Genomic DNA, 25,575 nt, shown 5'->3' with positions numbered 1-25,575 from the left:
CGATGAAACTATCTATAGTGGAAAACGGCAAAAAACGAGAAAGCACTGTCGAATTCTCCCGCTTTGCTAAAGAGTTGAAAAAGAACGCCTGGAAAATCGCGCTGGCCGGTATCGTTGCCGGGGTCGTTGCTTATCCGTTAATCAGCATGATGTCCTCAAAGTATGTGTCAACGGCAACGGTGCTGATTAAGGCGCAGGCCGATAACGTTTCTCCGTTTCCACAGGTTGATGGTTTCGATTCAACGCGCAGTGGTTACTATGAAACGCAATACGCGTTGATGCATTCACGGATTGTGCTCGAGCAAGCCGTCCGCGATATGAAGCTGGATGAGAACCCAGAATTTATCGGGGAAAAAACCGATGCTCAAGGGGCGGATAGCAGTGAAAGTCGGCAACTGAGAATAGAGCAGGCGCTGAAAACGTTGTCGAAAAACCTGAATGTCATTGGTATTCGTACAACGAACCTGGCCTCGATTACCTATGAATCGACTTCGCCTCAGGTTGCGGCGCACATCGCCAACGGTGTCGCGCAGGCTTTCATCAACTATACGGTGGAGCAAAAGCGTCTGAAAGTGGAGCAAGCCCGCAAACTGAATTATGAAAAAATGGAAGAAATTCAGAAGTCGATAGCGAAGCAAAAAGAAGATATGGAGAGTTATCTGAAAAATGCCGGGCTGCTGACCTTTCGCGGTATTGATGGTTTTGAAACGGAGCAGTTAAGTATCGTGACCAATCGCCTGGCCGATGCGACTCAGCGTCGTGTTGCCGCGGAATCTGTCTATAACGAGGTGAACGGGGGAGGGAAGTCCGCTGAGAGTGTTATCTCGCTACCTTCGGTCTCTAACCACGCCCAGATTCAGGATTTACGCATTGCGTTAATTCAGGCGCAGCGTACGTTGTCTGAATTGCGCAAAGTCTATGGGCCAAAAAACCCGGCCATTTTAAAAGCAGAAGCTGATGTGCAGTCGATCCAAAGCCAAACGGGACGGGTGTTGGGTGAACTGAAAGTGGGTTTACGCCAGCAATATCTGGCGGCGCTTGCGGATGAAAAGAACTACCAGCAACAATTGGCTGAGCAGAAAGCGATCTTCCAGAAAATGGCGTCAAAACGGGATGCCTGGAACAGCCAAAAACTGGCGTTAGATAAAATGGAAGATCTGTACAAATCGCTTTATCAGCGTACTCAGGAGCTGTCGCTCTCCGGCGTGAATGCTGATGCGGTGTTATACGATCCGGCTGTTCCAGCATTGAAACCGGCGAAGCCGAATAAATCACTGCTGTTGGTGATGGTGGTCATGCTGGTGGTGGTGTTCAGCATCATGTATTTCATTGTCAAAGCGGCGATGGATAACTCAATCGGTACGTTGAGTCGTATGAGAAAACGCCTGAACGTTGTACCGCTTGGTGAAATCCGTCGTTTTAGTGGGATCTCTGGGCGCGCGCAGGTGCGTGACATGATCCTGAAGAACCCGCTGAATGCCGATATTGTGCACGGTATCCGTACCCGGATTATGCTCGATAACCGGTCATTACAGACGCTCATCGTGGCGTCAACGGAGCACGGTGAAGGACGTTCTCTGCTGGCGAGTTTGTTGGCGAACTCCTTTAGTTTCGATCAGAAAACTCTGCTTATTGATGCGGATTTCTTTAATACTGATGGGCTCTCTTCTGAACTGGCGTCGGCAACATCCGCAGGTCTGGCGGAACTGTTGCGCGGGGAGACTGAGCTTAAACAGGCGCGGATTACGCTCAGTGATAATCTCGATTTTATTCCGCACGGCAAGAGCGCAATCTCTTCTTTACTGATGCTGTCGTCGGGTCACGTTGAGCCCTTAATGCGCGAGCTGAAATCGCACTATCAGCGCATCATTATTGATGTCGCAGCTGTGAATCAGAGTCAGGATGTTCAACTGATTAAACGCGCCGTTGATGGGGTGATTTTCGTCGTGAAAGCTGGGGCGGGGTCCGCCGGGCAAATCGCCAACGCGCTGGATAAGTTGGAGGAAAATAACGGCGCGGTTATTGGCGCGGTACTCAATGCGGTTGAAGAAAAAGATCTTGAGACGCAAGAAGGTTTACGTTCACTCAACTTTAGTACCGATCAACTGATGACCACGCCAGGCCGCGTATGAGTCTACTGAAGAGCGCTTCCACGATAGCCGGTTCATCAGTCATTTCGCAATTGATTGGTGCGCTGTCTATCTGGTTGATTTCACACAAGTATGATATGGCGGAGGTGGGGCTGTATGCGCTCAACTACAGTATCGCCGTGGTGGGCGCTCAGGTATGTACCTTTGCATCACAGCTGTTAATTCCGAAACAACAGGAAGAAGAACTGGTGCAGAACGTCGTGTTCTGTCTGATCCAAAGCACGATTATTGCCTTACCGTACGCCGTAGTGACCGCATGGTTGTTTCACCAGAATATCCTGTTTCTCTATTTGCTGACGCTGGCAACGGCGTGGGTTTTAATCTCAGAGAACCTGTCTCTACGCACGGCTAACTTTCGTTTTCTGATTTTCCAACGCATTTCTGTCTCGGTAGTGGTATTCCTTTCGGTACTGGTGACGCACCATGTGCAGCTGTTTTATTGGGCATGGGCGTGCGCGACAATGGCACTGACCGTCAGCTGCATTTTGCATTCGTTTGACGTTCGTTCGGTAGCAATTCAACATTTGCGGCCTACCAGTAATTGGCATTTTTTCAAACAGAATATTCATCACATTACCAAAGTCGGCAGCGCGGAGGTGTTGGCGATGGCCAGCAGCAATTTGCCGATTATGCTGATTAACTTTTGGTTCTCCGCGCTGACGGCGGGTTATTTTTCCGTGGTTAGCCGCTTCTGTCTTGCGCCGGTGGTGATCATCGGAAACGCGGTGCGCAATACTATTTTTTCCAAGTGGTCTATCGACTTCAGAAATAACACCTTTAATTATCAGGAATATACCAGGGTACGGATGCTGTTGTTGTTACTGGGGGTTATCTGTACCCTCGGGGTGTTTATTTTCTATCCGATAGTAATGCGGCTGGGCTTCAGCGAAGACTGGATTAACTCCATTGAGACTTCACGCTACATGTTGCCCTATTTATTCCCAGCGCTGGCGATAAGCCCCCTAACGGTGATCGAGCTTATTTTTGGCTCTCACCGCTACTTTCTGCGCATCCAACTGGAACAGCTGGCGATTGTGTTATTCGCTTTTGTCGTCGTCCCTTATTTTTATAAAGACTACGCCACGTCGGTCATTCTGTTTTCTTCCCTGACATTTATTCGCTACGCCTTCATTTATCTGAAAATGAATAAGCGAGCCAATCTTCTGAAAGACAAGCCGGTGATACTATGACACTGAATACCGGATACTATTTACAGGTTTATACTTTTGTCACGCTGATTCTGTGTGGTCTGGTGCAATACTTTACCGGCTTGCAGTCGGTGCTGTGGATCCCCTTTTTCCTGACCCTGTTGATGGTGGGATTGTTGGTGATGCAGACGCGCGATGGCTCCCTGCAACTGGACGCGCAGGAAACGATTGTGCTGGCGCTGTACTTCTCGTTTCTTATTTTGGCCGGAACATCAACGCTGATTCAGGGCGGAATTACCGTTGCGATTGTGGCATTCAAAAACGAAATCGGATTGTCGTTGGTGATGATCTGCTTGCTGCTGGGATTTTGTCGGGAATCGCAGATTTATCGTGTTACACGCTTTCTGTACTGGGTGTTTTACGCGCAGATCCCGGTAATGATTTATCAGGTTTTACTGGTCGTTCCCCAGCGCGTCGCGGTGCGTGGAGAAGATGAGAAATGGGATTCCGTGGTTGGTACGTTCGGCGGAGATCCCATGGGGGGCGGTAATACTGCCGCAATGGGCCTGTTTTGCCTGTTGATTATGTTGTTAAAAGTTTCTGAGTATAAGCACGGGCTGACCACGTTTAAATCCATGGCCTTGCATATCGTTCTTGGGATCGGGTTATGCATTATGGGTGAAGTGAAGTTCGTTATACTACTTTCACCAATATTCCTCGCGTGGGTGTGGATCTCCCCGAGCTATGTCAAAGACGTGAGTAAGGTTAATCTAAAGACATTGCTGATTATTGTCGCAGGAATGCTGCTGCTCGTTAGTCTGTCGATAGTGATCCTTGCGTACTATTATTCTTCCGCGTTTGGCGGCGATCCGTCGAAAAGCGCGTTGAGCATTTTTATTGACTCCTTAAGCTATATCTTTGATCCGAACTACATTATGCCTACCGGGGAGTTAGGGCGTTTTACGACCTTCCTGTTCTGGTTGAAAAATAACGATTTGTGGGGACTTACAGGAACGTTATTTGGCTACGGACTCAATGCCACTAACAGCGGTAGTACGGTATCGCCGGGCTTTTTGAATATTATCTATAACTTAATCCTCGACTCGACTTCCCTGAGTATGCTGCTGTGGGAGGTCGGCGTTATCGGCACGTTGCTTTTCATTAGCTTGTTCATTTATATCCTGAAAGTTTGTCAGCCAAAGCCATTACTGACACTTGCACAGCTGGACCAGCAGGATCTCCAGTTGCTGAGTTTTGCACCAGCGTTTAACGCTTTTGCTATCAGTTGCTTAATCAGCTTACCTTACAGTCAGATACTGATGATTATACCGATGTTACAATTCCTGTTCTATTTATCACTAGGATCGAGTTTGGTGATTCGTCGAACCGTCCTTCGCTGCGTAGGGTAATTGTATGGACTATAAACCGTTTATTTCAGTGAGTATTAAAACGCTCAATGAATCTGAATGTATTGAGAAAACGATTGACAGTATCCGTAAGCAGCTTGTTGATTATCCACACAAAATTATTGTGGCCGACAGTCTTTCAACGGATAACACCCAACAGCTTGCGATCGATAAAGGGGCGACCGTAGTGTCATTAACTAACCCAAACGATCGTTGCTGCGGCGTCGGGCATCAGTTGGGTTATCTTTATAGTGAAGGGGAATATCTGTTGCTGATGGATGGCGACATGGAGTTGGAAGAGGGCTTTGTGGATCAGGCCGTCGCGTTCTTGCAGGCTGAGCCGGAATATGCAGGCGTCGCGGGAACCGTTGAAATGGACGATGCCGTTAACTATGAGTTTAAATCGCGTAAGCAGCGAATAAATAAGATTTATCCCCTGGGGGATAGCGACCATTTAGGCGGTGGCGGATTATATCGCCGCTCGGCGATAGAGAAAATTGGTTATCTTACCAACCGTAATTTGCATGCTTATGAAGAAGCCGAACTGGGTCTGCGTTTACTTGATGCGGGTTATAAATTGCGTCGTCTGAATATTCCGTATTTTATTCATACTTCGCATACCATGCCGACCTTTCAGTTGCTGAAGCACCGCTGGACAAGCGGATACTATCAGGCTCCTGGCGAGCTTCTACGCTGTGCCTGGGGAAAACCTTATTTCAGTAAAGCGTTAAAAATGGTTAAGAACGAGGCGATTTTTGCTGTTTACCTGATTGCCTTGTTCATTGCGGCAGTGACCTTCAATCTCGAGCTTTTCGATATTGCATTTCTTCCGTTGCTTGTCTTTGTTGTCTTGAAAACCGTGCAGAACCGATCGTTATTGAACGGATTACAGAGCGTAATGAATCTGGCCGTGCTTTCTGCGGGGCTTGTTAAGGGGTTGACTAAACCGATACGCGATCCGTTGACTCCGCCTGACAGTAAAATCATTCATGAATAACCAAGGCTGGCGCAATGAAAGTTTTATTAGTGAATAAGTTTTTTTTCATTAAAGGCGGCGCGGAAACGGTTTATTTTCAAGAGCGCGATATGCTGAAACAGGCCGGAGTGCAGGTTATTGATTTCTCTATGCAGCATGAGAACAATTTCCCTTCGGACTATGCGGATTATTTCGTCAACAATGTGGATTATCACAAAGAAAGTAATCTGCTGGGCGGGCTCAAAACGGCGGTTAACTTTATTCATAATTCCCAGGCCTGCAAAAAGATGCTGGCGTTATTACAAAAAGAGCGTCCGGATATTGTTCACTTTCATAATATTTACCATCAGTTAACGCCGGCATTGATTAAAGTAGCGCGCAATTTTGGCTGCAAAACGGTACTGACCGCGCATGACTACAAGATCGTCTGTCCCGCCTATTCGATGCTGCGCGATGGCAAAGTGTGTGATTCTTGTATTACCGGGACGGTTTTCAATGCCTTCAGGTATCGTTGTCAGGAAGGTTCCGCCTCAAAAAGCATACTGCTCTCTTTAGAGGCGACCTGGCAGTATATTGCGCAAAATTACCAGGCGCTGGATGTGATCGTTTCGCCAAGCGTCTTTTTACGCGGCGTATTGCTACGTAAGCTGCCGAACTCTCGCATTGATGTCATCGTTAATGGCGTTGATGATAGCCGTCCCTTGGGTGAGATAAGCGATGAGGGCTATATGCTGTACTTCGGTCGCCTGAGCCGTGAAAAGGGAGTGGCAACGTTGTTGGCGGCGCATCAGAAAATGCAGAATAAAGCGCCGCTGAAAATTGTGGGCCACGGCCCGTTGCACGACGAATTGGTTGCCCAATACCCGGATGTTGAGTTTTTAGGTTATGTGCAACAAGGGGAGGCTCTCGACAAGCTTATCAAGCATGCGCAGGCGGTGATCCTTCCTTCTGAATGCTATGAAAACTGTTCGATGGCGATATTAGAGGCGATGTCCTTGGGCAAGCCGGTGATCGGGTCGCGCATCGGCGGCATCCCGGAACAAATTCGTGACGGTATTGAAGGGATTTTATTTGAACCTGGCAATGCGCAGGAGTTGGCAAATGGGATGGACGCCCTGGCCGACTCGCCAGAAAAGGCGCGGACTATGGGGCTGCAGGGTCGTGCGCGGTTGAGTGAGAAATATGCGTTGAGTAAACATATGGATACCCTACAGGCGCTGTATAAAGAATTGCTGAGCAGGCCATAGCATGAGTAAAAAAATAACGGTTTTTGGTACGCGTGGAATTCCTGATGTATTGGGCGGTGTGGAGACACATTGCCAAAATCTTTATCCAGCCATTAAACAGCAGTTTGACGTTGATATATGTGTGATTGCTCGCTCGCCGTATGTAAATTACAAACGTTCGATCTATAAGAAGGTCGAAACTTACGCGCTGTGGGCTCCCAAAAAGCGCTCGCTGGAAGCGATTGTCCATTCCGTTTTAGCGGCGTTCAGGACAAGTATCGACCATTCGGATATTGTGCATGTCCATGCTATTGGGCCTGGCCTTGTGATCCCATTACTACGCATGTTAGGCAAAAAGGTGGTTTTCACCCACCATGGGCCCGATTACGATCGTCAGAAGTGGGGATTCGTTGCCAAAAAAATATTGTTGCTGGGCGAACGTTGGGCAGTGCGATATGCCAACGAAGTGATTGTGATCTCTGAAGTCATTAATCAACTGATCCAGAAAAAACACGGTCGCTATGATGCGCATTTAATTCACAATGGCGTCAATGAGCCGCGGTTGTTATCTGAACAGACCATCGACAATACGCTCTCCCGCTTTGGGCTACAGCCGAAAAATTACCTTGTGGTGGTTGGGCGGTTTGTGGAAGAAAAAGGGATGCATGATGCCATCGCCGCCTATCAGTGCAGCGGTTTGACCATGCCGTTGGTGCTAATTGGCGATGCGGATCATCCAACCGAATACAGCATTCGCCTCAAAAAGCTTGCCGCAGATACACCAGGCGTTGTGATGACTGGTTTTTTACGCGGTGATGAGCTGCAGGCGGTGTTTTCGCAGGCCCGGCTGTTTGTGATGCCTTCATACCATGAAGGTTTGCCCATTGCGCTGCTGGAAGCGATGTCATTTTCTCTTCCTGCCGTCGTCAGTGATATTCCGGCAAACCTCGAAGTTCAACTTCCCGCCGAGGCCTATTTTAAGGTCGGAGATGTGGTTAGTCTTGCCGAGAAATTAACCCAGTGGGCGCCAACCCATAGTGTGGACTATCGTGTATATTTACAACACTATAACTGGCATGAAATCGCCAAAAAGACGGTTAACGTCTATCACTCAATTAATAAAGATATAGGTTAATTTTGACCAGTTATCAAAACCGTCCCCCTGTCATCGAACGATTTTATACTCATCTTGATGAGACGATTGCGCAGGAATTGACCCCTGAACAGAAAGAAGGGGTGGAAAATGCGATTCTGGCCTCGACTCTGGCTTCGCGGCATCAGATCGATATTCGGCGAAGTTTTCCCTTTTTCAGTAAGCGTTATTATCTGGTTTTTTTGTTTGGCAGAGATTTACGCCGCCAGCACCGCCAGGAATCGACCCTGTCGAGAATGTTGCTCACTTTTTTGCTGCTGATTGCCGTGCTGTTCGTCACCTGCTGCGTATTGTTGACGCTGTATATGATCAAATCCGCGTTAGGTATTGATGTGTTCCAAAATTTTCACGTAGGTATCTGGGATTGGTGGTTAAGTCTGAAAAACCACTAGCGTTAACAAACCTGTGGAGGCATTACTGCGATGAAGTGTAAATGGGTTTCTGCGCTGTTGTTAATGTCCTTTCCGTTAACGGTCATCTCCGCATTAACGACCGTAACCCCCAAAGCATTAACTGGCCCGCTGACCAATCCGGGGATCGGCGTGGCAAGTTTTCATCAGGGATACGGTGAAACGCTGAGTCTGGCTGATTACCCCAATACCGGGTTTGAATACGACCGGTTTTACTGGCAAGAACTGGAACCTGTTGAAGGTCAGTATAATTTTGCGCTGGTGGATGCTGCCTTCAAATACGCGGCGGCACATCGTCCTGCGATGAACGTCGGGTTACGGTTTATGGCGCTAGCCGACCCAGGGGACGGTTCAAAAATTCCCGACTGGCTAATTAAAAAAGGCGTGAAAGGTACGTGGACACCCGATAATAAAACATTTATTCCGGATTTAGATGACCCTCTGTTTATTGAATACAGCCAGCGTCTGCTGAACGCATTCGGAAAACGCTACGACGGTAATGAGAATCTCGCTTTTGTCGATATCGGCATGGTGGGGGCCTGGGGAGAGTGGCATAACAGCAATTTCCCTAATCTGCAGCCACTATTGGAGCGATACACCACGGCGCAGTTGGACCGCTATGTTGCAATGCATTTTTCCGCCTTCCCCTCGACCCCGAAAATTATGTTGATGAGCGGTGGACAAAGCCTGGCGAATGCGGTGGCGCGAGGGGCGGGATGGCGGGCGGACTGCTGGGGTGATCTGCGTGTATTTTCAGAAAACTGGAACCATATGGCCGATGATTACCCGCAGCGATTACTGGCAGCACAGCAGAGTTATGCAGGGTTTAACGATGCCTGGAAACGTGCGCCGGTCAGTCTGGAAATCTGTTCATATATGCAAGACTGGAAGAATACTTTTCATTATACGCGTGCCGAAGTGCAGGGTATTTTTGACTGGGCGGTCAAGCAGCACGCCAGCACCATCAACCTGAAATCGAGAACGATCCCAAGCGATTATCGACCGATTGTCGACGATGCGCTGACCAAACTGGGCTATCGGTATCGCTTAGCGTCTCTGAGTCATGAATCAGTGTGGGACGGTGGACCAACGCTGGTATTAAACAGTATCTGGTATAACGAGGGTAACGCACCGATTTATCTGCCCTACACGTTGGCATTTCGTGTGGTGGATAGCGCTAATAAGGTCGTTGCGCAGGGTAATGCGGCGGATGATATACGGCACTGGTTGCCTGGAAAGTATCAGGTCAGCTATGCGTTGCCCATCCCGGGACAACTCGCGAAAGGTCAATACGCGATTGAGGTCGCGATACTGGATAAATCCGGCGCGGCACGAATTAACTTTGCTAACGAAGGGAAGCAGAGCAGCGGCTGGTATCGCGTATCAACGATTACTGCACGCTAGCCCGTTACGACAACGAGCCTGACCGTCAGGCTCGTTACAGGGCATATCAGATGTTATAACCATTCGGGTTATTTTTTTGCCAGTTCCAGGTGTCACGCATCATTTCATCAAGGTTGTAGACCGCCTTCCAACCGAGCTCTTTGTATGCCAGTGACGGGTCAGACCAACATTCGGCAATGTCTCCGGGTCTTCTGGCGGCAAACTGATAATGAATTTTGGTCTGGGCCGCTTTCTCAAACGCCTTAATCAGATCAATCACGGAATAACCGACCCCGGTACCGAGATTAATCACCTTGTAGGCAGCGCCTTTGTTCTGGCAATCAAGCGCGGCTAAATGACCAGTCGCCAGATCCATGACGTGGATATAATCACGCACGCCGGTTCCGTCAGGGGTTGGATAGTCATTACCATACACCGATACGGTTTTTAGCTTACCAATCGCGACCTGGGAGATGTATGGCACCAGGTTGTTTGGGATACCGTTAGGATCTTCACCAATGCGACCCGATGGATGAGCGCCGACTGGGTTGAAATAGCGCAGGCAGGTAATGCGGAAATCAGGTTGCGCACGCGAGAAATCGGCCAGAATCTGTTCGACCATTAATTTAGAGGTGCCGTAGGGATTGGTGGTACCGCCCGTGCGTGATTGCTCGCTCAACGGCACGCTTTCCGGATTACCGTATACCGTAGCTGATGAGCTAAAAATGAATCGGTTAACGCCTGCGGCCAGCATCTCATCCAGTAAAACCAGCGTTCCTGTGACGTTGTTTTCATAGTAGGCAAGAGGTTCTTTTATCGACTCGGAAACCGATTTGAGCCCTGCAAAATGAATGACATCGGTGATGTGATGGTTGGTAAAAATGTTTTTTAAGGCCTGTCTGTCGAGAACATCGGCGATATAGACAATGGGTTCCTTTCCGGTAAGTTCCGCGACCCTGTCCAGCGATATCCGACTCGCATTTGCCAGATTATCGATGACAACGACATCATCGCCTCTTTCCAGTAGTGATAAAACAGTATGTGAACCAATATAACCTGCACCACCTGTGACAAGAATTGCCATACAGACTCCAGAAAAATGCTAGAAACCCGAACAATTTTCTACCAATGTCACCTGAGAATCCAGTGAATCAGTTGTGTTGCCGGGAAAGGTAGATGTTTCTGTATTTTACCATAAATTTATATGATAGTTTTTTTAAGATAGCCAACAGACTGAACTTATTGATTTTTGTATCATAAGCAATGAAATTATTTGAGAAATTCAGCGTATGAACACCGTCACTGTGGTTGATCGATGAATTGATTTGTTCGATCAGATTCTCATCAAAGTTAATATCGTTAAGTGTAACTAGTTCTTTGATATAGATAGATTTTCCATAAGTTTCGGGCGTGCATTCCTGGGTGAGGAAGTACATTTTATTATCGACAAGATAAGGGGTACCAGCTCCTCGATGATGATGATTACTCACCTTTAATGTAGGGGTGATCCGCTGCCACTGACCGTGAAGATGCTCTGCGGAATGAATAATTATTTTATTATCCATGGTGGTCGACAAAAGATAGCAAGTTTCATTTATTGAAAGAAAAATGTTATCTGTGACTTCGGTATCAGAGAGTAGAACTTTAATTTTCTTCCAGCGCGCAGGAAACTCTACCGACTGGAACAGGAGCACTTCTTTTCTTTCTGATGATTCTGGGATCATGAAGAGTTGATTGTTAATATTAATCAGGAAAGGGAATGACAAATGACACCTCAGGTCGTCAAATCCTTCAAGTTTCACATCATCAATTTCAGTTAGTTCACGATCAAGAATGCGGCAGCGGAGCGTGCCTTTCGAGTTGCGGAAGCTAAAAGCTTCATAAAAAACATACAGTTTGTCGTCTTTTTCAATAAGAAAAGGATCGGCCTGAAACGTATATTTCTTTTTTAACTGCTGCGCAGTAGATTTATTCAATATTTCCAGCGTGTTATCAGGAAATAAGTGTATACCATGATCCTTAATAATCATGATATCCCACGACTCATGATAGAATAACATGTTTATTATTCTTTTTATTTTCGCTTGCATTCGTACCTGCTCCTTTTTATCGCTTGCACCATGTATGAACAGCTACTTGCGGGGCAGCTCATGAGACTTGTCGCAATGTCGCAATGTCGCAATGTTGTATGAATGTGCGAAAACCGCGTGGTAACACCTGCGGTTATTTTAATGTTAGTAACAAGGATGTTTTTTGTCCATAGCACCAAAGTAGGTAAAAACTATCCAGAGCATCCTTGCTCCAGTGGAAGAATTACTCGAAATGCACCTGCGGGTTTTCAGCAAGGGAAACGTAGGTTTTGCTGTTTTTATCCAGGGTACGGATTTCACCGCTTTCGATGTCATATACCCAGCCGTGCAGACGAAGCGCATTATTTCGCAGTCCAACCGCGACACAAGGATGCGTTTTAATGTTGTTGAGCTGCGCGATAACGTTCTCTTCCACCATGGCGTTAACTTTATCGATTGGGTTAGCCCAGGTTTTTTTCTCGACCACGGCTTTCGCGGCATCGGCATAGTGCAGCCAGTGAGCCACAGCAGGCATCGGATCCAGAGGCTGGCTATCGGCGATGGCTTTCATTGCGCCGCAGTTGGAGTGTCCGCAGATGACGATATCCGTCACGCCAAGTGCCACAACCGCGTATTCAATAGTCGCGGATACGCCACCCGGTTCCGGGCCGAAAGAGGGGACGATATTACCGGCGTTGCGGATAACGAAAAGCTGTCCGGGGTCTTGCTGAGTAACGAGTTCTGGCACCAGGCGGCTATCGGAACAGGAGATGAAAAGCGCTTTAGGATTTTGGCTGGATGCCAGGCTGCGAAAGAGTTCCTTGCGTTGAGGGAAAATCTCTTTTTGGAAGTTGAGGAAGCCCTCAATGATATGTTGCATAGCAGTGTCTCTTTTCTCTGTTTAAGCAGGTTATGATGAAGATCACACTTTCCAGTTTAACACCAGCCGACAGAAGAGAAAGACTTTATAGCAGTTCTGCAACATCTTTGGCTAACTTTTCTCCACCGCGGCGAGGCGAATAGCGTGATGTGCGCTACGTGCTTTCCCCTTTTTTGCCAATAAATCGGAGTTATAGCGATAGCCAGTATTCACGCGATACCGTACATTTTTATATGTATCCACATTTTAAGGAATCATCATGTCCAGACTTCGTGCTTTAGCAACAGCTTTAGTCGCCGTTGCCGCGATGACGATGTGCGCCACCCCAGTATTGGCCAACCCCGGTAATGGCAACGGCAATGGTAATAGTGGCAACCATGGAAATAGTGGCAACCATGGAAATAGTAGCAATCATGGTAATAGCGGGAATAAGGGCAATAGCCAGAAAAGCAGTTCGCAGGCAGAACAACGTAAAAATTATGGTAAGCCGGACCATGTTGATAGTGACATCAGCTATAACGTGGCCAGACAGTATGCCGTCAGATATGGTTTGACGGGCTATAAGTCACTGCCTCCGGGTATCGCCAAAAATCTGGCGCGAGGAAAGCCGCTTCCTCCGGGGATCGCTAAGAAAAGTGTTCCATCCTCTATGCTGAACCAATTGCCGTATTATCCAGGTTATGAATGGCAGGTTGTGGGCGACAATCTGGTGTTGATTGCACTGAGTACGGCGATTGTCACCGCGGTAATTAATGGTGTGTTTGATTAAGTATTTTCGGGCTTAATTTGCTCTGTTATACCGATGAGAAGCCCGCGTTGTGCGGGCTTCTCAGTTAATAAGGAAAGCTTACAGTCCGTACAGTTTTATTTTTCGATAGAGTGTGGCAATACTGATCCCCAGTTCTGACGCGGCCTGTTTTTTGCCCTCCACACTTGCTCCAAATCGCTGGATGGCATTTTCGATGGCGTCCCTTTTCGCTTGTTTCCCTTGGTTCGCCAAAAGTCGGGGGGGCTCGGTCATCGTTGTTTTTCTGCCGTCAGCCGAGGTGAGTAAATAAGGGGGCAGATGGCTGGCATTGATACCGGCAGCTTCTCCGCGCATCACAAAAATGTATTCGATGACATTGCGTAATTCACGAATGTTACCCGGCCAGTGCCAGGCATAAAGGCGGTTAATAACGTCGTCGGGCAGCTTCTGCGGTGAACGCTGGTAACTGACCGAAAATTCATCGGCAAAATATTGTGCGAGAACAGCGATATCAGCCCGACGTTCGCGCAGGGAAGGAAGTACCAGAGGGACAACATTCAGACGATAGAATAAGTCTTCGCGAAACTGATTATTCTCCACCATCGCACTAATATTTTTGTTAGTCGCTGCAATAATGCGCACATCAATATTAATGGTGTTATTAGAACCAACGCGGGTAATTGCCTTTTCCTGCAAAACCCTGAGCAGCTTGGCCTGCAGGTGCAATGGCATATCACCGATCTCATCCAGAAACAGACTGCCGCCGTTGGCCAGTTCAAATTTCCCCATTCGTCCTTTGGGGTCTGCACCGCTAAATGCACCACGCACGTAGCCAAACAGTTCGCTTTCCAGGAGTTGCTCGGGGATTGCCGCGCAGTTAATTGTCACGAAAGGGGCGGCTTTGCGTGGGCTGTTTTGGTGAATGGCAAATGCCACGACCTCTTTACCCGAGCCGCTTTCCCCGGTGATGAGCACGCTGGCATAGCTTTTGGCAATTTTGCCAATGGTGCTTCTGAGCTGTTCCATTGAAGAAGAGTGACCAATCAGCCGCACCTGCGCGTCTGATTCATAAGGGGATGGGGTAAGGGTACTCAGGTAGTCGTATGCATCACGAAAGATGACCATAGTTAAGCGATCGTTATCCAGCGAGGAGAGCGAAATTTGTTTGCACAGTACATGGTGTTTCTGGCCTTCAAGCGTCAGCCACGCTTCTTCATCGCCATACAAGCTGTCCCCGGTTATTTCAATAGTCAGCGGTAATCCCTGAACCTCGCGGTTAAGAATACGATCGGCTGAGTGATTGGCATGCCAGATAAGACCATTGCCATCAATTGCTACAACGCCGCGGTCCATGGCATCTATCAGACGTCGAAATGCGCCGAGCGTTTCCTGCGCACGTAAACGCTCCAGACATTCAAATACCTTACTGGAGATCATCACCGCGATTTGCTCAATAAAAGTGACAAATTTATCAATCTGGCTCAATAACGTGTCACGCTGCGTCTGGGTTGAGCAAATAATGCCGATTACTCCAATCACGCGGTTGTTGAGAAAAATAGGTGCGTTCAAATCGAGCATTTCAGAACAGTAGCGGTGTTTTTCACATAACTGACAAAGCGGATGTTCGCCGGGGTTTTTGATAAGAACCGTTTCTCTGACCTGCAAAACGTGGCGGTAGATGTAGCCATTTTTTGCCACGTTCTCATTGAGCATATGCCGGTATTTACCGGTACCAGCGATGCGCATTAAAGATTCATCGATGATTTCAACGTCCGTACCGGTTATGCCAGAAATCGCGTCGGCATAATTGCATATATCATCCTGAATATTGCTGAGTACTGAAATCATGGTACTTCTCCGGCAGTGTGTCGTATTTCTCAAAGAAAATGATAAATAGGCGAACCACTACGGAAATGATTTGCGAAAAATCAATCTACTGCTTTGTTTTATTATGTTTTTTCTGTTTTATCTTCCTCGATCACACTATTTATCAACAGTGAGAATTTCTCAAATTCAGGCGATAAACTGACGCTGTAGTATTTTTAGTATCAATCATGGTGTTGCTTTAATTACTTGAAAATAAAGTCTTTATTAAAATATTTCTAAGATTTTACTCAAGGCGTAAAAAACTGGTAAGCATTTTGCTCTATTGGGAATACCGATAGCGTAAATATCTCTGTATTACCTTAACTACAGGGAATGAAATACCAGGACAATGAGGTTTTATGATGCAGGAAAACTTATCATTTTTTATCAACCAGACACCGTTTACCGAACATCCGAGCGCGCCGCTGGCACCGTTTAGTCGCCAGGAACTGGTAAAAGCGTTGAATTTTCATCGGTCTATTCCGGGCTATGCGCCGACGCCGTTATATGCGCTGCCGGCTCTTGCACAAAGGCTGGGTGTTAAAAATATCTATCTCAAGGATGAGTCTCAACGTTTTGGCCTGAAAGCCTTCAAAGCGTTGGGCGGGTCCTATGCGATGGCTTGCCATATCGCTGAATTAGTCGGCAAGGATATCAGTGACCTGCCGTTTGACGTGATGACCAGCGAAGAGGTGCGCCGCGATCTACAAACCGTTACGTTTGCCACCACCACTGATGGTAACCACGGTCGCGGCGTGGCATGGATGGCGCGTCAACTGAAGCAAAAAGCGGTGGTTTACATGCCTAAAGGCTCTTCGCAGCAGCGTCTGACGTCCATCCGTAATGAAGGCGCTACCGCTGAAATCGTCGATATGAACTATGACGATGCGGTGCGTATGACCGCGGAACAGGCACAAAAACATGGCTGGATTGTGGTGCAGGATACTGCCTGGGAAGGATATGAAAAAATCCCGCAGTGGATTATGCAGGGTTACGGCACGCTAATGCTGGAAGCGATAGACCAACTGCATCAGGTTGCACCGACGCATATTTTTGTTCAGGCAGGCGTTGGTTCGTTTGCTGGAATGGTTCAGGGAATGGTGACGGCAGCCTGGGGGGAAAATCGTCCAAAAGTGATTGTCGCCGAGGCATTGATTGCCGATTGTCTTTACCGCTCCGCACGTTCTAAAGAGGGGGGTGCGATCGCGGTGGGCGGTGATTTACTCACCGTGATGGCTGGTCTCGCCTGCGGTGAGGCAAATAGTATCGGCTGGAAACTGCTGCGTGATTATGCCAACGCATTTGCCTCCTGCCCTGATGAAGTTGCGGCGCTGGGTATGCGCATGCTGGGTAATCCGCTGGCGGGCGATCCGCAGATCGTATCTGGCGAGTCAGGTGCGGTCACTACCGGCCTGCTGGCGCTGCTGATGACATCGCCTGAACTGGCGCATACGCGTGAACAATTGGGGCTGGATGTGCATTCCCGGGTGTTGCTGATCAGCACCGAGGGAGATACCGACCCGCAACAATACCTGAATATTGTCTGGGGCGGTCAGTACCCGGGCATCAACAACTCGTTTCCTGATTGTGAGAAATAACGGAGAAACCCATGTTATCTGCAAACCGTATTGATGAAGTCATTAGAAACTGTCAGGCGCTAATCCAACAAAAAAGTTATTCGGGTCAGGAAGGGGATGTGGTTAATGCCATAAAAATAATGATGCAGCATTACCAGTTTGATGACATCCATGTTGATAAGTACGGCAACATAGTTGGTGGTATTGTCGGTAATCAGCCGGGGAAAACGCTGGTTCTCGATGGACATATTGATACCGTACCGGTCAACGAAGAGAAGTGGAGCCGCAATCCATACGGCGGCGATATCGAAGATGGCAAAATTTATGGTCGCGGCACAACTGACATGAAAGGTGCCGTGGCGGCGATGATCTCCGCCGTGGGTTTTTTTGGTCAGGACAATCAACGTAATTTCGCCGGCAAAATCTACGTTGCCTGTATTGTGCATGAAGAGTGCTTTGAAGGCATTGCCGCTCGGCTGGTCAGCGAGCGCTATAAGCCGGATTACGTGATTATCGGTGAAGCTTCCGAGTTAAACCTGAAAATTGGTCAGCGTGGCCGCGCTGAAATTGTGGTCGAAACGTTCGGTAAACCTGCGCACTCCGCCAACCCGCAGGCAGGAATTAACGCGGTGTACAAAATGGCGCAATTGATCGACAAAATTCGCACAATTACACCGCCAACGCACCCAATTCTGGGGCCAGGCATCCTTGAACTTACCGACATTAAATCTTCGCCGTACCCAGGAGCTTCGGTCGTGCCAGATTACTGTCGCGCAACCTACGATCGTCGTTTGCTGGTGGGTGAAACCAAAGAAAGCGTTATTGCCCCACTGGAAAATGCGCTCGCGGAACTTACCGCACAGGATCCACAGTTTAAAGCCTGTGTTTCCTACGCGGTGGGTCAGGAGTCTTGCTATACCGGTGCCACGATTGAGGGCGAGCGCTTCTTCCCGGGTTGGGTGTATGACGAGTCCGACGAATTCGTGCAGGCCGCTCTGGCTGGCATTCGCGAGGCCGGGTTTAATCCAACTATCACGCAGTACTCATTTTGTACCAACGGCAGCCACTATGCGGGAGAAGCGGGAATCAGAACCATCGGTTTTGGTCCTTCGCGGGAAAATCTGGCCCACACCATTGATGAGTATATTGAGATCGAGCAGTTAACCGGCTCGGCCAGCGGCTATTACAGCATCATCCAGACACTCTATCGCCAATAACAATAAAGAAACCACCTCTTACCTTACAAGCGGTGTCGTAAATCGACATCGCTATGGAGAATAACGATGAAAACCATTTTCAAAAACGGAAATGTAATCGATGGGACGGGCTGCGACGGCAGAATTGCCGATGTGATGGTTGATGAAGGACGTATTGTCGCAATCGGCAAAATTGATGTTGGCGTTAATGATCAGGTTATTGATGCAACAGGTAAAATTATTTGTCCCGGTTTTATTGATACTCATACGCACTCTGACCTTTCGGCCATTATTAACCCCGCACTGTCGGCAAAAATTCGCCAGGGTATTACCACCGAGTTATTAGGGCAGGATGGTGTTGCTTTGGCACCGTTGCCTGAAGAATACATTCCGGCCTGGCGTAAAAATATCGCTGGCCTGGATGGCGATACTGACAAAATAGACTGGAAATATAAAAATACTGACGGTTACCTCAATCTGCTGGCATCGCGTCATCCGGCGACAAACCTTGCGTATTTAGTGCCACATGGCAACGTGCGTATGGAAGCCATGGGTCTGGATGGTCGTCCTTCCACCCGTGAAGATGTGGCGAAGATGTGCGAAGTCCTGGAACGGGAATTAAAAGCCGGAGCATTTGGTCTTTCAACTGGGCTTATCTATATGCCTTGCGCCTTTGGTGATACCGCCGAAATGATTGAACTATGCAAAGTGACGGCGAAATATGACGGGATCTTTGTGGTGCATCAGCGCAGTGAAGCGGACGATATTATCAACTCCACACAGGAGCTGATTGATATCGCCACAGCTACTGGCGTCTGGCTGCATATTTCTCATATGAAGGTTTGCGGTAAGAAAAACTGGGGGCTGATTGACCAGATGCTGGGCATGCTGGAACAGGCGCAGGAAGCCGGGATTCGTATCTCTTTCGACCAGTATCCCTACGTGGCGGGCAGCACGATGCTCGGCGTGATCCTACCGCCGTGGGTCCATTCGGGTGGAACGGATAAATTGCTTGAGCGCCTGGCCTCGCCTGAACTGCGCGCCAAAATGATTGACGATATTCAGCAAGGCATTCCCGGCTGGGATAACTTTATCGATTTTGCCGGGTTGGATCAGATTTTTGTCACCAGCGTGAAAACGGCAAAAAACCAGGATGCCGTCGGTCTGAACCTTGTGCAACTGGGGGAGCTACGCGGAAAAGATCCCTACAACGCCACCTTCGATCTGCTGTTTGAAGAAGAAAACGCCGTGGGGATGGTCGACTTTTACGGTACTGAAGAACATGTGATTAAGTTCCTTTGCCGCCCGGAGCAAAACGTTTGTACCGACGGTTTAATGGGTGCTGGCAAACCGCACCCGCGCGTTTTTGGCGCATTCCCTCGCGTGCTCGGTAAATATGTGCGTGAAGAGGGATGTCTGAGCTGGGAGGCGGCAATCCGTAAGATGACGGGTAAACCTGCGGAGGTATTAGGCCTGCAGGATCGCGGACTGCTGAAGGTGGGGTACGCGGCGGATATTGTGATGTTCGATCCGAACACCATTGCTGATAAGGGTACCTTTGTTGAACCTAATCAATATCCGGAAGGGATTGAAATTGTCATGGTTAATGGACGCATAGCCTTAATCAATGGCACTGAAAGTTATGCCTGTAGCGGTACGGTTATTAGAAAACAATATTAATAAATAACGCTAAACACGCATTGATTTATCGCGACCATTTATGGCCGCGGTAGATCACTACACCCTAAGGACATCACAATGAACCTACAAACATCTTTACCTTCAGGTAAACCAAAGACCTGGAAAGCAAGATATACCGTCCTGACATTGATCTGGCTGGCGTGGCTGCTCTCTTTTCTCGACAGAATGGTGATGAGCGTCTCGCTCCCTTATATCGGCAAAGATTTAAATCTGGATACGACCCAACAAGGGTTAATTATTAGCGCCTTTTTTATTGGTTATGCTGCGTTTCAAATTCCCGGCGGTTTGCTGGCGGATAAGTTTGGCTCGCGCAAAATCATGGCCATCGGTATTGCCTGGTGGTCTGTTTTCACCAGCTTGACCGGCGCCGTATTGACGCTGCCATTGATGCTGGCCGTTCGCTTCTTCTTTGGTGTTGGTGAAGGTTGCTTCCCATCGGCGTCGTGGAAGATGATATCGACCTATTTCCCGTCGAAAGAGCGTGGCCGCGCCACAGCGATTCAGTCGACGGTAAACACCTTAGGCCCAGCGCTGGCAGTAGTTGTAGCGGCAAGTATAATCGGGGCTTTTGGCTGGCACATGGTCTTTATCGTGCTGGGTATTCCGGGTCTGTTTATTGCGGCGGGCATCTACTTATTTACTCGTGATAACCCGAAAGATCACCCTGCCATTACGCAGCAGGATCTAGCGGAGCTGGCTGCTGACGAACAGGGGAGCCTACAAAACACCAGCGGTATCGCGTTTAAAGATGTGTTGAAAATGCCGGTGCTCTGGCAAATGGCAATTATTTGGTTTTTGTTTGATATCACCTTCTGGGGGTTTTCAACCTGGCTGCCTAGCTACCTGATCACCGTTCGTGAGTTTTCTCTGGCAAAAACCGGTGTTATGGCGGCTATTCCTTTCCTGTTTGGCGCAGGTGGAACATTATTGGGCGGCTATTGCTCAGATAAATTTAAACCCCAGCGTAAAACGTTGTATGTCGTGACCTCGGTTATTGCTGCGGGTTTCCTGTATCTGACTTTCAGCGTGAGCAGTGCAGATATGGCAGTGGTGTATCAGTGTATTTCAGCCCTGTTCATGTTCTTCGCCATGGCGACATTCTGGGGCATTCTGATGGATACCATTCCCAGCAACATTATGGGACGGGCATCCGGTATCGTTAACTTTGGTGGGCAGATGGCGGGCGTTGTTTCTGCTCCGATCATCGGCTGGCTGATTCAAAGCGGCGGCGGAAGTTATAACAGTGCTTTTATCTTTATGATTGCCGCGCTGTTGTGTTCTGCCGTCGTTACGCTGACCGTGAAAAGCTCGCATGCAATAGGGGCATTGCCCAGTAAAGCCTGATTAATAGCGGCCTCCCTGTGGCACTGCTGTTTCAGAGCCGCAGGGAGTTTCTCTCTAAATTCAGCAGGTTTTCTCTATATTTGGTCGGGTATAAAATTGATTTTTAGATAGCTATTTTTCATATACGCCCCCGCAGTTCTGATGAACAATATTCCGACTATATGTTCCTGGTCATTAAGAATAAATTATAATAAATGAGCGATTTGTCCTACACGTGTAAGAATATTCCTTTATATTGTGTTAATAGTTTGATATTTAGATAGGTTCAAGGTTTAAAATTTGTAAATTACAGTGTTGCGTTTATGCCTTGATCTTCGTTTTTATAAAAAAATGAATAAAACAGACGAGTAATTATGTTAGGATTTACCTGAAAAAGCCTTATTTTCATAAATCATAACGTTGAAGGCACACCTGCTCTATAGCCATCGCCTCTCTTTATTTATCGGGATTCTTACACGCAATGAACGCGATAATCGTTGACGATCACCCATTAGCTCGCATAGCCATCCGCAATTTGCTCGACACTAATGGTATTACCGTAACCACCGAGCTTGACAGCGGGGAGCAAGTGGTTCAAACCGTTGAAAAAATGAAGCCTGAACTGCTGATTATTGATGTGGATATTCCGGGGATCAGCGGCATCGAAGTACTGGAGCAACTGCGAAAGCGACACTATGCTGGTGTAATCATTATCATTTCAGCCAAAAATGAATTTTTTTACGGCAAACGTAGCGCCGAATATGGCGCTAACGGATTTGTGAGTAAAAAAGAAGGTATGAATAATATTCTCGCCGCAATCGAAGCAGCAAAAAATGGCTATAGCTATTTCCCCTTTTCCCTTGAGCATTTCACTGGTTCATCTGTTAGCGAGCAGGATAAGCTTGATACGTTGTCAACCCAGGAAATGAGAGTGTTGCGCTATATTCTTAACGGTATGGATTACAGCACTATTGCCAGCAAAATGAACATCAGTAATAAAACAGTAAGCACCTATAAAAGTCGTTTAATGGAAAAATTAGATTGCTCATCATTAATGGAAATTTATGATTATGCGCAGAGAAATAAAATAGGATAGAGTAATGCTGGCACGCTTGTTTATTTTTTTGATGGTCATATTTACCATCGGGTTGTCTACGGGTGTAAGCTCGGCTCGGCAAGTTGAGCTAAAAAGTAACTATAATACCTCAGTACAGAATATCAGCTTGAACAAGGAAGAAACAAACTGGTTAGCGCATAAGAAAACCTTGGTTGTTGGCACCTGGTTACCGGAAGTTTCCCCCATTGTTTATCAAAATAGCGGTGAATATTATCGGGGAGTCAACGCAGACTATCTGGCGCTGATGCAAAAGATTCTCAATCTAAAAATTGTTATAAAGCAGTATGATAATGAGAAAGAAGCGTTGGCCGCACTTGCCAGTAACGACGTTGATACGTTGATAACCCAGCTTTCAAGGCGCCAGGAGATCGGCGGGCATTTATTGCGTACTTCTGCCTTGCTGACGACGTGGCCGACGTTGGTGACTTCGCTAAAAAACACCATGCTGCCGCTGACCTCCGGGCATCAGGTTAGCGTCGCGTGTGTGCGAGATTGTCCTTTTCTTGATGTTATCCAGGATGCTTTTCCTGAGGCTAAAGTTTCATTCTACGACGACGAATATCAGGCTATGGCGTCGGTAGTAAATGATGAGAACCAATATTATATTGGTAACAATATCACCAGCAGTCATTGTATCTCACGATATTTTTCGCAATCACTGGTTATTACGCACTACTTTGATCAGCAAGAACAATATAATTATTTTGTAGTAAAGGAAGACCAGCCGGTATTAAGAACTATTCTTGATAGTTTCATTACGTCAATCAGTAATGAAATCCATATGCAGGTCATGCAGAACTGGCTGAACCGCGGTAACCTTGCTTATCTGAATGCGCCTATTCCTTTCACTCATCAGGAAAAAGCGTGGCTGGAGAAAAAACACACTATTCGTATTTTGATCAACCCAGACTACCCACCGTATACTCTGGTCGATCGCAGCGGGGAGCTTCGCGGTATTCTTGGTGATTTGCTGAATATTGTTCATCTGCAAACGGGTCTCGATTTTGAACCTATTTTAGCTGATTCCAAAAGCGAACAGATGAAAATAATCAGCGGTGAAGACTGGGATATGTATCCCACCATTACGCTGACTACGCAAAATCAGCGAAATTCTACCTTTAGCGATCCGCTGATGAATGTTGCATTTGTGATGATCACTTCCCGCGAGGAAGCAGCCGACTCGCTACTGAATAAACCGATCCGTATTGCGTTGCCCGCCGGACATGCATTGGAAAGTGATTTGAGACAACGCTATCCCCAGGCCGCCTGGGTGGATGCTGATACAGGCAGCGTCGCGATGTCTATGCTCAGGGAGGGTAAGGTTGACGCGGCGATCGCTACCGAATTGTCGGCAAGGTACATGGTCGATCATTACTACCAGAAAAATATGCACTTTTTTAGGCTTCCGGATATGCCTGGCGCCTCCGTGAGCTTTGCAGTTTCTCCCCGCGAGCCCATGTTGAAGTCTGTTATGGATAAAGCGCTCCAGGCCATTCCGCCGCGTGAGATTTTGCAGATGACGGAGAAGTGGTCGAAAATTTCTAATACGCAGGTCGATATCTGGAGTCGATATAGCAAACAGTTCTATCAACTGGTGGTGTTTGCGCTTTTGCTGATAGCGGTTAGCCTGATCTGGGGGATTTCACTCTCTCGTGAGGTAAATAAAAGAAAACAATCTCAGCGGCTATTGGAAGAACAACTTCATCTCAAAGAGGCTTTATCTCAAGAGCTGGAGATCGAAAAGAACAAAGCGATTGAAGCGACCAAGGCCAAAAGCCGTTTTCTTGCGAGCATGAGCCATGAATTGCGTACCCCAGTAAGCTCTATTGTTGGCTTTCTGGAATTACTGTCGAGTTCAGAACTCAGTCCGGCGCAGCGAAAAGAGGCGATTGCCCTTACCGGGGCGACGGCTCAGTCCTTGCTTGGGCTGATCGGTAAGATTCTGGACGTGGATAAGATTGAGTCTGGTAAATACCAGGTTGTTCCTCAATGGACGGATCTCTCACAGCTCCTTGCATTGCAGTGCCACTCTTTTGATGCTTTAGCCAGACAGAAAGGCATAACGCTTGCTTGCACGAGCCAATTGCCGGCAAACGAGCGGGTATTTGTCGACCAACAGGCTTTGCGGCAAATTATTACCAACCTCGTGGGCAATGCGCTGAAGTTTACCGAACAGGGGAGTATTCATGTGACGGCCCGTTTGACGCCTGACGAGGAGAATCACGGTACCCTGATCATCACCATTAGCGACACAGGTTGCGGGATTAGCGAAGAGGAGCAGGCTGGGCTGTTTCATCGTTACGCTCAAGGGTGTTGCGGACGTCAGCAAACGGGGTCTGGTCTGGGATTATTTATCTGCAAAGAGCTGGTGACGCTGATGGGCGGCACGCTGGAGCTGATGAGTATCCCGTCGCAAGGAACCACGTTTACCATAACGCTGCCGGTCGAGACTGCCCGCCAGTCGGTTGTACCGGATGGCGACACGCCAGGTACTCTGTTGCCGCTGCCGTGTCTGTCTATTTTGATAGCCGATGACAACCCAACTAATCGCCTGCTGCTTAAGCGACAGCTGAACACCATTGGTTACAGTGTGGATGAAGCCTGTGATGGTGAGGAAGCTGAAGCCAAACTGGCTAAAAAATCATACGATCTGTTGATAACTGATGTGAATATGCCGAAGAAGGACGGGTTTGATCTCGCGGCTTCGCTACGTCAGCAGCAGCCCCATTTACAAATCTGGGGGCTGACGGCAAGTGCACTTCCGCAGTCTCGCGATCGATGTCTGCAAAACGGAATGAATTTATGTCTGTTTAAGCCCGTGTCTATTCAGACCCTGACGCATGAATTGAGTAAAATCGAAACCGGTTATTCGTCTCCTGGTGCAATCCGACATCTGAAATTCAATGTCTTGACGGAAAATACCGGCGGCGATCGCACGTTAATGAACGAGATACTCGAAACATTTCGTGAGGCCACGCTCAGCGATCTACAGGCGGCAGAGAAAGCCGTTAGGGAAGATGAACCTCAGCTGTTTTTGCGCGCCCTGCACCGGCTGCATGGTTCAGCGCAAATTCTGGGGATTACCGCGCTTCAGACGCTATGCAAACCTTTTGAATCTATGCGACATGAGGATATTCCTCTGGCGGTATGTCAGGAAGCATTACAAAAGATTGTTGCTGTGATGCGGGAAATTGAGATTGAGATCGACAGTCTGATTAGCCATTAACCCTCCCGCTCGGGTAGCCG

Annotated in this window: 19 protein-coding genes; 15 read left to right on the top strand and 4 right to left on the bottom strand. The window is 47.9% G+C overall.

Annotated features, from left to right (window positions below; genetic code table 11):
• The first annotated feature begins 2 nt into the window (after positions 1-2).
• From OGX99_RS00550 to OGX99_RS00515, 8 genes are read left to right on the top strand one after another with little or no spacing between them, the layout of a single operon-like run.
• On the top strand, positions 3-2,132 hold the full coding sequence (locus OGX99_RS00550) for a GumC family protein (protein ID WP_187253081.1): 2,130 nt from the start codon (positions 3-5) through the stop codon (positions 2,130-2,132).
• Positions 2,129-3,340, top strand: coding sequence for a lipopolysaccharide biosynthesis protein (locus OGX99_RS00545; protein ID WP_151224225.1), 1,212 nt, complete (start codon positions 2,129-2,131; stop codon positions 3,338-3,340). The genes OGX99_RS00550 and OGX99_RS00545 overlap by 4 nt, the downstream gene beginning before the upstream one ends.
• Positions 3,337-4,707 carry a capsular biosynthesis protein gene (locus OGX99_RS00540; protein ID WP_286542292.1) on the top strand — a complete coding sequence of 457 codons (1,371 nt, stop codon included), beginning with the start codon at positions 3,337-3,339 and terminating at the stop codon, positions 4,705-4,707. Before OGX99_RS00545 ends, OGX99_RS00540 begins: the two co-directional genes overlap by 4 nt.
• Before the next feature lie 4 nt (positions 4,708-4,711).
• Positions 4,712-5,701 (top strand): glycosyltransferase family 2 protein, encoded by a 990-nt coding sequence (locus OGX99_RS00535; protein ID WP_151218153.1) that lies wholly within the window; start codon positions 4,712-4,714, stop codon positions 5,699-5,701.
• A 14-nt stretch (positions 5,702-5,715) separates the two neighbouring features.
• A complete protein-coding gene (locus OGX99_RS00530; RefSeq protein ID WP_286542290.1) occupies positions 5,716-6,927 on the top strand; it encodes a glycosyltransferase family 4 protein in 1,212 nt (403 codons plus the stop codon).
• 1 nt (position 6,928) lies between these two features.
• Complete coding sequence (locus tag OGX99_RS00525) at positions 6,929-8,041, top strand: glycosyltransferase family 4 protein (RefSeq protein WP_187253078.1); 1,113 nt, start codon at positions 6,929-6,931, stop codon at positions 8,039-8,041.
• A 2-nt stretch (positions 8,042-8,043) separates the two neighbouring features.
• Entirely contained in the window at positions 8,044-8,451 is a 408-nt protein-coding gene (locus tag OGX99_RS00520; RefSeq protein WP_151218151.1) for a hypothetical protein, read from the top strand.
• A gap of 30 nt (positions 8,452-8,481) precedes the next feature.
• Positions 8,482-9,873: a DUF4832 domain-containing protein gene (locus tag OGX99_RS00515; RefSeq protein WP_286542287.1), complete on the top strand. Its 1,392-nt coding sequence runs from the start codon at positions 8,482-8,484 to the stop codon at positions 9,871-9,873.
• Between the two features lie 46 nt (positions 9,874-9,919).
• Here OGX99_RS00515 and galE read toward each other — a convergent pair whose 3' ends face one another.
• The 3 genes from galE to OGX99_RS00500 all read right to left on the bottom strand — a co-directional run bounded on the left by galE (position 9,920) and on the right by OGX99_RS00500 (position 12,801).
• A complete protein-coding gene (galE, locus tag OGX99_RS00510) occupies positions 9,920-10,936 on the bottom strand; it encodes a UDP-glucose 4-epimerase GalE (protein ID WP_187258883.1) in 1,017 nt (338 codons plus the stop codon).
• A 67-nt stretch (positions 10,937-11,003) separates the two neighbouring features.
• Positions 11,004-11,942: a glucosamine inositolphosphorylceramide transferase family protein gene (locus OGX99_RS00505; RefSeq protein WP_151224222.1), complete on the bottom strand. Its 939-nt coding sequence runs from the start codon at positions 11,940-11,942 to the stop codon at positions 11,004-11,006.
• A 223-nt stretch (positions 11,943-12,165) separates the two neighbouring features.
• Positions 12,166-12,801: a carbonic anhydrase gene (locus OGX99_RS00500; RefSeq protein WP_003037157.1), complete on the bottom strand. Its 636-nt coding sequence runs from the start codon at positions 12,799-12,801 to the stop codon at positions 12,166-12,168.
• Positions 12,802-13,060: 259 nt separating this feature from the next.
• Between OGX99_RS00500 and OGX99_RS00495 the strand changes: the two genes are divergently transcribed.
• The gene (locus OGX99_RS00495; RefSeq protein WP_286542284.1) at positions 13,061-13,570 is read left to right on the top strand and encodes an anti-virulence regulator CigR family protein; all 510 of its coding nucleotides are present in this window, start codon (positions 13,061-13,063) and stop codon (positions 13,568-13,570) included.
• A gap of 78 nt (positions 13,571-13,648) precedes the next feature.
• Here OGX99_RS00495 and OGX99_RS00490 read toward each other — a convergent pair whose 3' ends face one another.
• On the bottom strand, positions 13,649-15,397 hold the full coding sequence (locus OGX99_RS00490; RefSeq protein WP_286542282.1) for a sigma-54 interaction domain-containing protein: 1,749 nt from the start codon (positions 15,395-15,397) through the stop codon (positions 13,649-13,651).
• Positions 15,398-15,777: 380 nt separating this feature from the next.
• On the opposite strand from OGX99_RS00490, the gene dpaL reads away from it, so the two are divergent.
• From dpaL to OGX99_RS00460, 6 genes are all read left to right on the top strand, one after another.
• The gene (dpaL, locus tag OGX99_RS00485; RefSeq protein WP_286537828.1) at positions 15,778-17,013 is read left to right on the top strand and encodes a diaminopropionate ammonia-lyase; all 1,236 of its coding nucleotides are present in this window, start codon (positions 15,778-15,780) and stop codon (positions 17,011-17,013) included.
• Positions 17,014-17,024: 11 nt separating this feature from the next.
• Positions 17,025-18,209, top strand: coding sequence for a YgeY family selenium metabolism-linked hydrolase (locus tag OGX99_RS00480; protein ID WP_187253074.1), 1,185 nt, complete (start codon positions 17,025-17,027; stop codon positions 18,207-18,209).
• 66 nt (positions 18,210-18,275) lie between these two features.
• The gene (locus tag OGX99_RS00475; RefSeq protein ID WP_151218144.1) at positions 18,276-19,868 is read left to right on the top strand and encodes an N-acyl-D-amino-acid deacylase family protein; all 1,593 of its coding nucleotides are present in this window, start codon (positions 18,276-18,278) and stop codon (positions 19,866-19,868) included.
• A 78-nt stretch (positions 19,869-19,946) separates the two neighbouring features.
• Positions 19,947-21,233, top strand: a complete 1,287-nt coding sequence (locus tag OGX99_RS00470) for an MFS transporter (protein WP_151224219.1) — start codon at positions 19,947-19,949, stop codon at positions 21,231-21,233.
• 460 nt (positions 21,234-21,693) lie between these two features.
• Positions 21,694-22,308 (top strand): acid-sensing system DNA-binding response regulator EvgA, encoded by a 615-nt coding sequence (evgA, locus tag OGX99_RS00465; protein WP_151218143.1) that lies wholly within the window; start codon positions 21,694-21,696, stop codon positions 22,306-22,308.
• 4 nt (positions 22,309-22,312) lie between these two features.
• Entirely contained in the window at positions 22,313-25,555 is a 3,243-nt protein-coding gene (locus OGX99_RS00460; RefSeq protein WP_151224218.1) for a response regulator, read from the top strand.
• Positions 25,556-25,575: the final 20 nt, after the last annotated feature.

The organism is Citrobacter sp. Cu096 (assembly GCF_030332285.1).
In the GTDB taxonomy this organism is placed as follows: domain Bacteria; phylum Pseudomonadota; class Gammaproteobacteria; order Enterobacterales; family Enterobacteriaceae; genus Citrobacter; species Citrobacter meridianamericanus.
This window is presented reverse-complemented; position numbering and strand designations above follow the sequence as displayed.

Bases quoted from the DNA above. Each gene is read 5' to 3' on its own strand.
- OGX99_RS00550 (WP_187253081.1), top strand. From the start codon at position 3: ATGAAACTATCTATAGTGGAAAACGGCAAAAAACGAGAAAGCACTGTC.
- OGX99_RS00545 (WP_151224225.1), top strand. From the start codon at position 2,129: ATGAGTCTACTGAAGAGCGCTTCCACGATAGCCGGTTCATCAGTCATT.
- OGX99_RS00540 (WP_286542292.1), top strand. From the start codon at position 3,337: ATGACACTGAATACCGGATACTATTTACAGGTTTATACTTTTGTCACG.
- OGX99_RS00535 (WP_151218153.1), top strand. From the start codon at position 4,712: ATGGACTATAAACCGTTTATTTCAGTGAGTATTAAAACGCTCAATGAA.
- OGX99_RS00530 (WP_286542290.1), top strand. From the start codon at position 5,716: ATGAAAGTTTTATTAGTGAATAAGTTTTTTTTCATTAAAGGCGGCGCG.
- OGX99_RS00525 (WP_187253078.1), top strand. From the start codon at position 6,929: ATGAGTAAAAAAATAACGGTTTTTGGTACGCGTGGAATTCCTGATGTA.
- OGX99_RS00515 (WP_286542287.1), top strand. From the start codon at position 8,482: ATGAAGTGTAAATGGGTTTCTGCGCTGTTGTTAATGTCCTTTCCGTTA.
- galE (WP_187258883.1), bottom strand. From the start codon at position 10,936: ATGGCAATTCTTGTCACAGGTGGTGCAGGTTATATTGGTTCACATACT.
- OGX99_RS00505 (WP_151224222.1), bottom strand. From the start codon at position 11,942: ATGCAAGCGAAAATAAAAAGAATAATAAACATGTTATTCTATCATGAG.
- OGX99_RS00500 (WP_003037157.1), bottom strand. From the start codon at position 12,801: ATGCAACATATCATTGAGGGCTTCCTCAACTTCCAAAAAGAGATTTTC.
- OGX99_RS00495 (WP_286542284.1), top strand. From the start codon at position 13,061: ATGTCCAGACTTCGTGCTTTAGCAACAGCTTTAGTCGCCGTTGCCGCG.
- OGX99_RS00490 (WP_286542282.1), bottom strand. From the start codon at position 15,397: ATGATTTCAGTACTCAGCAATATTCAGGATGATATATGCAATTATGCC.
- dpaL (WP_286537828.1), top strand. From the start codon at position 15,778: ATGCAGGAAAACTTATCATTTTTTATCAACCAGACACCGTTTACCGAA.
- OGX99_RS00480 (WP_187253074.1), top strand. From the start codon at position 17,025: ATGTTATCTGCAAACCGTATTGATGAAGTCATTAGAAACTGTCAGGCG.
- OGX99_RS00475 (WP_151218144.1), top strand. From the start codon at position 18,276: ATGAAAACCATTTTCAAAAACGGAAATGTAATCGATGGGACGGGCTGC.
- OGX99_RS00470 (WP_151224219.1), top strand. From the start codon at position 19,947: ATGAACCTACAAACATCTTTACCTTCAGGTAAACCAAAGACCTGGAAA.
- evgA (WP_151218143.1), top strand. From the start codon at position 21,694: ATGAACGCGATAATCGTTGACGATCACCCATTAGCTCGCATAGCCATC.
- OGX99_RS00460 (WP_151224218.1), top strand. From the start codon at position 22,313: ATGCTGGCACGCTTGTTTATTTTTTTGATGGTCATATTTACCATCGGG.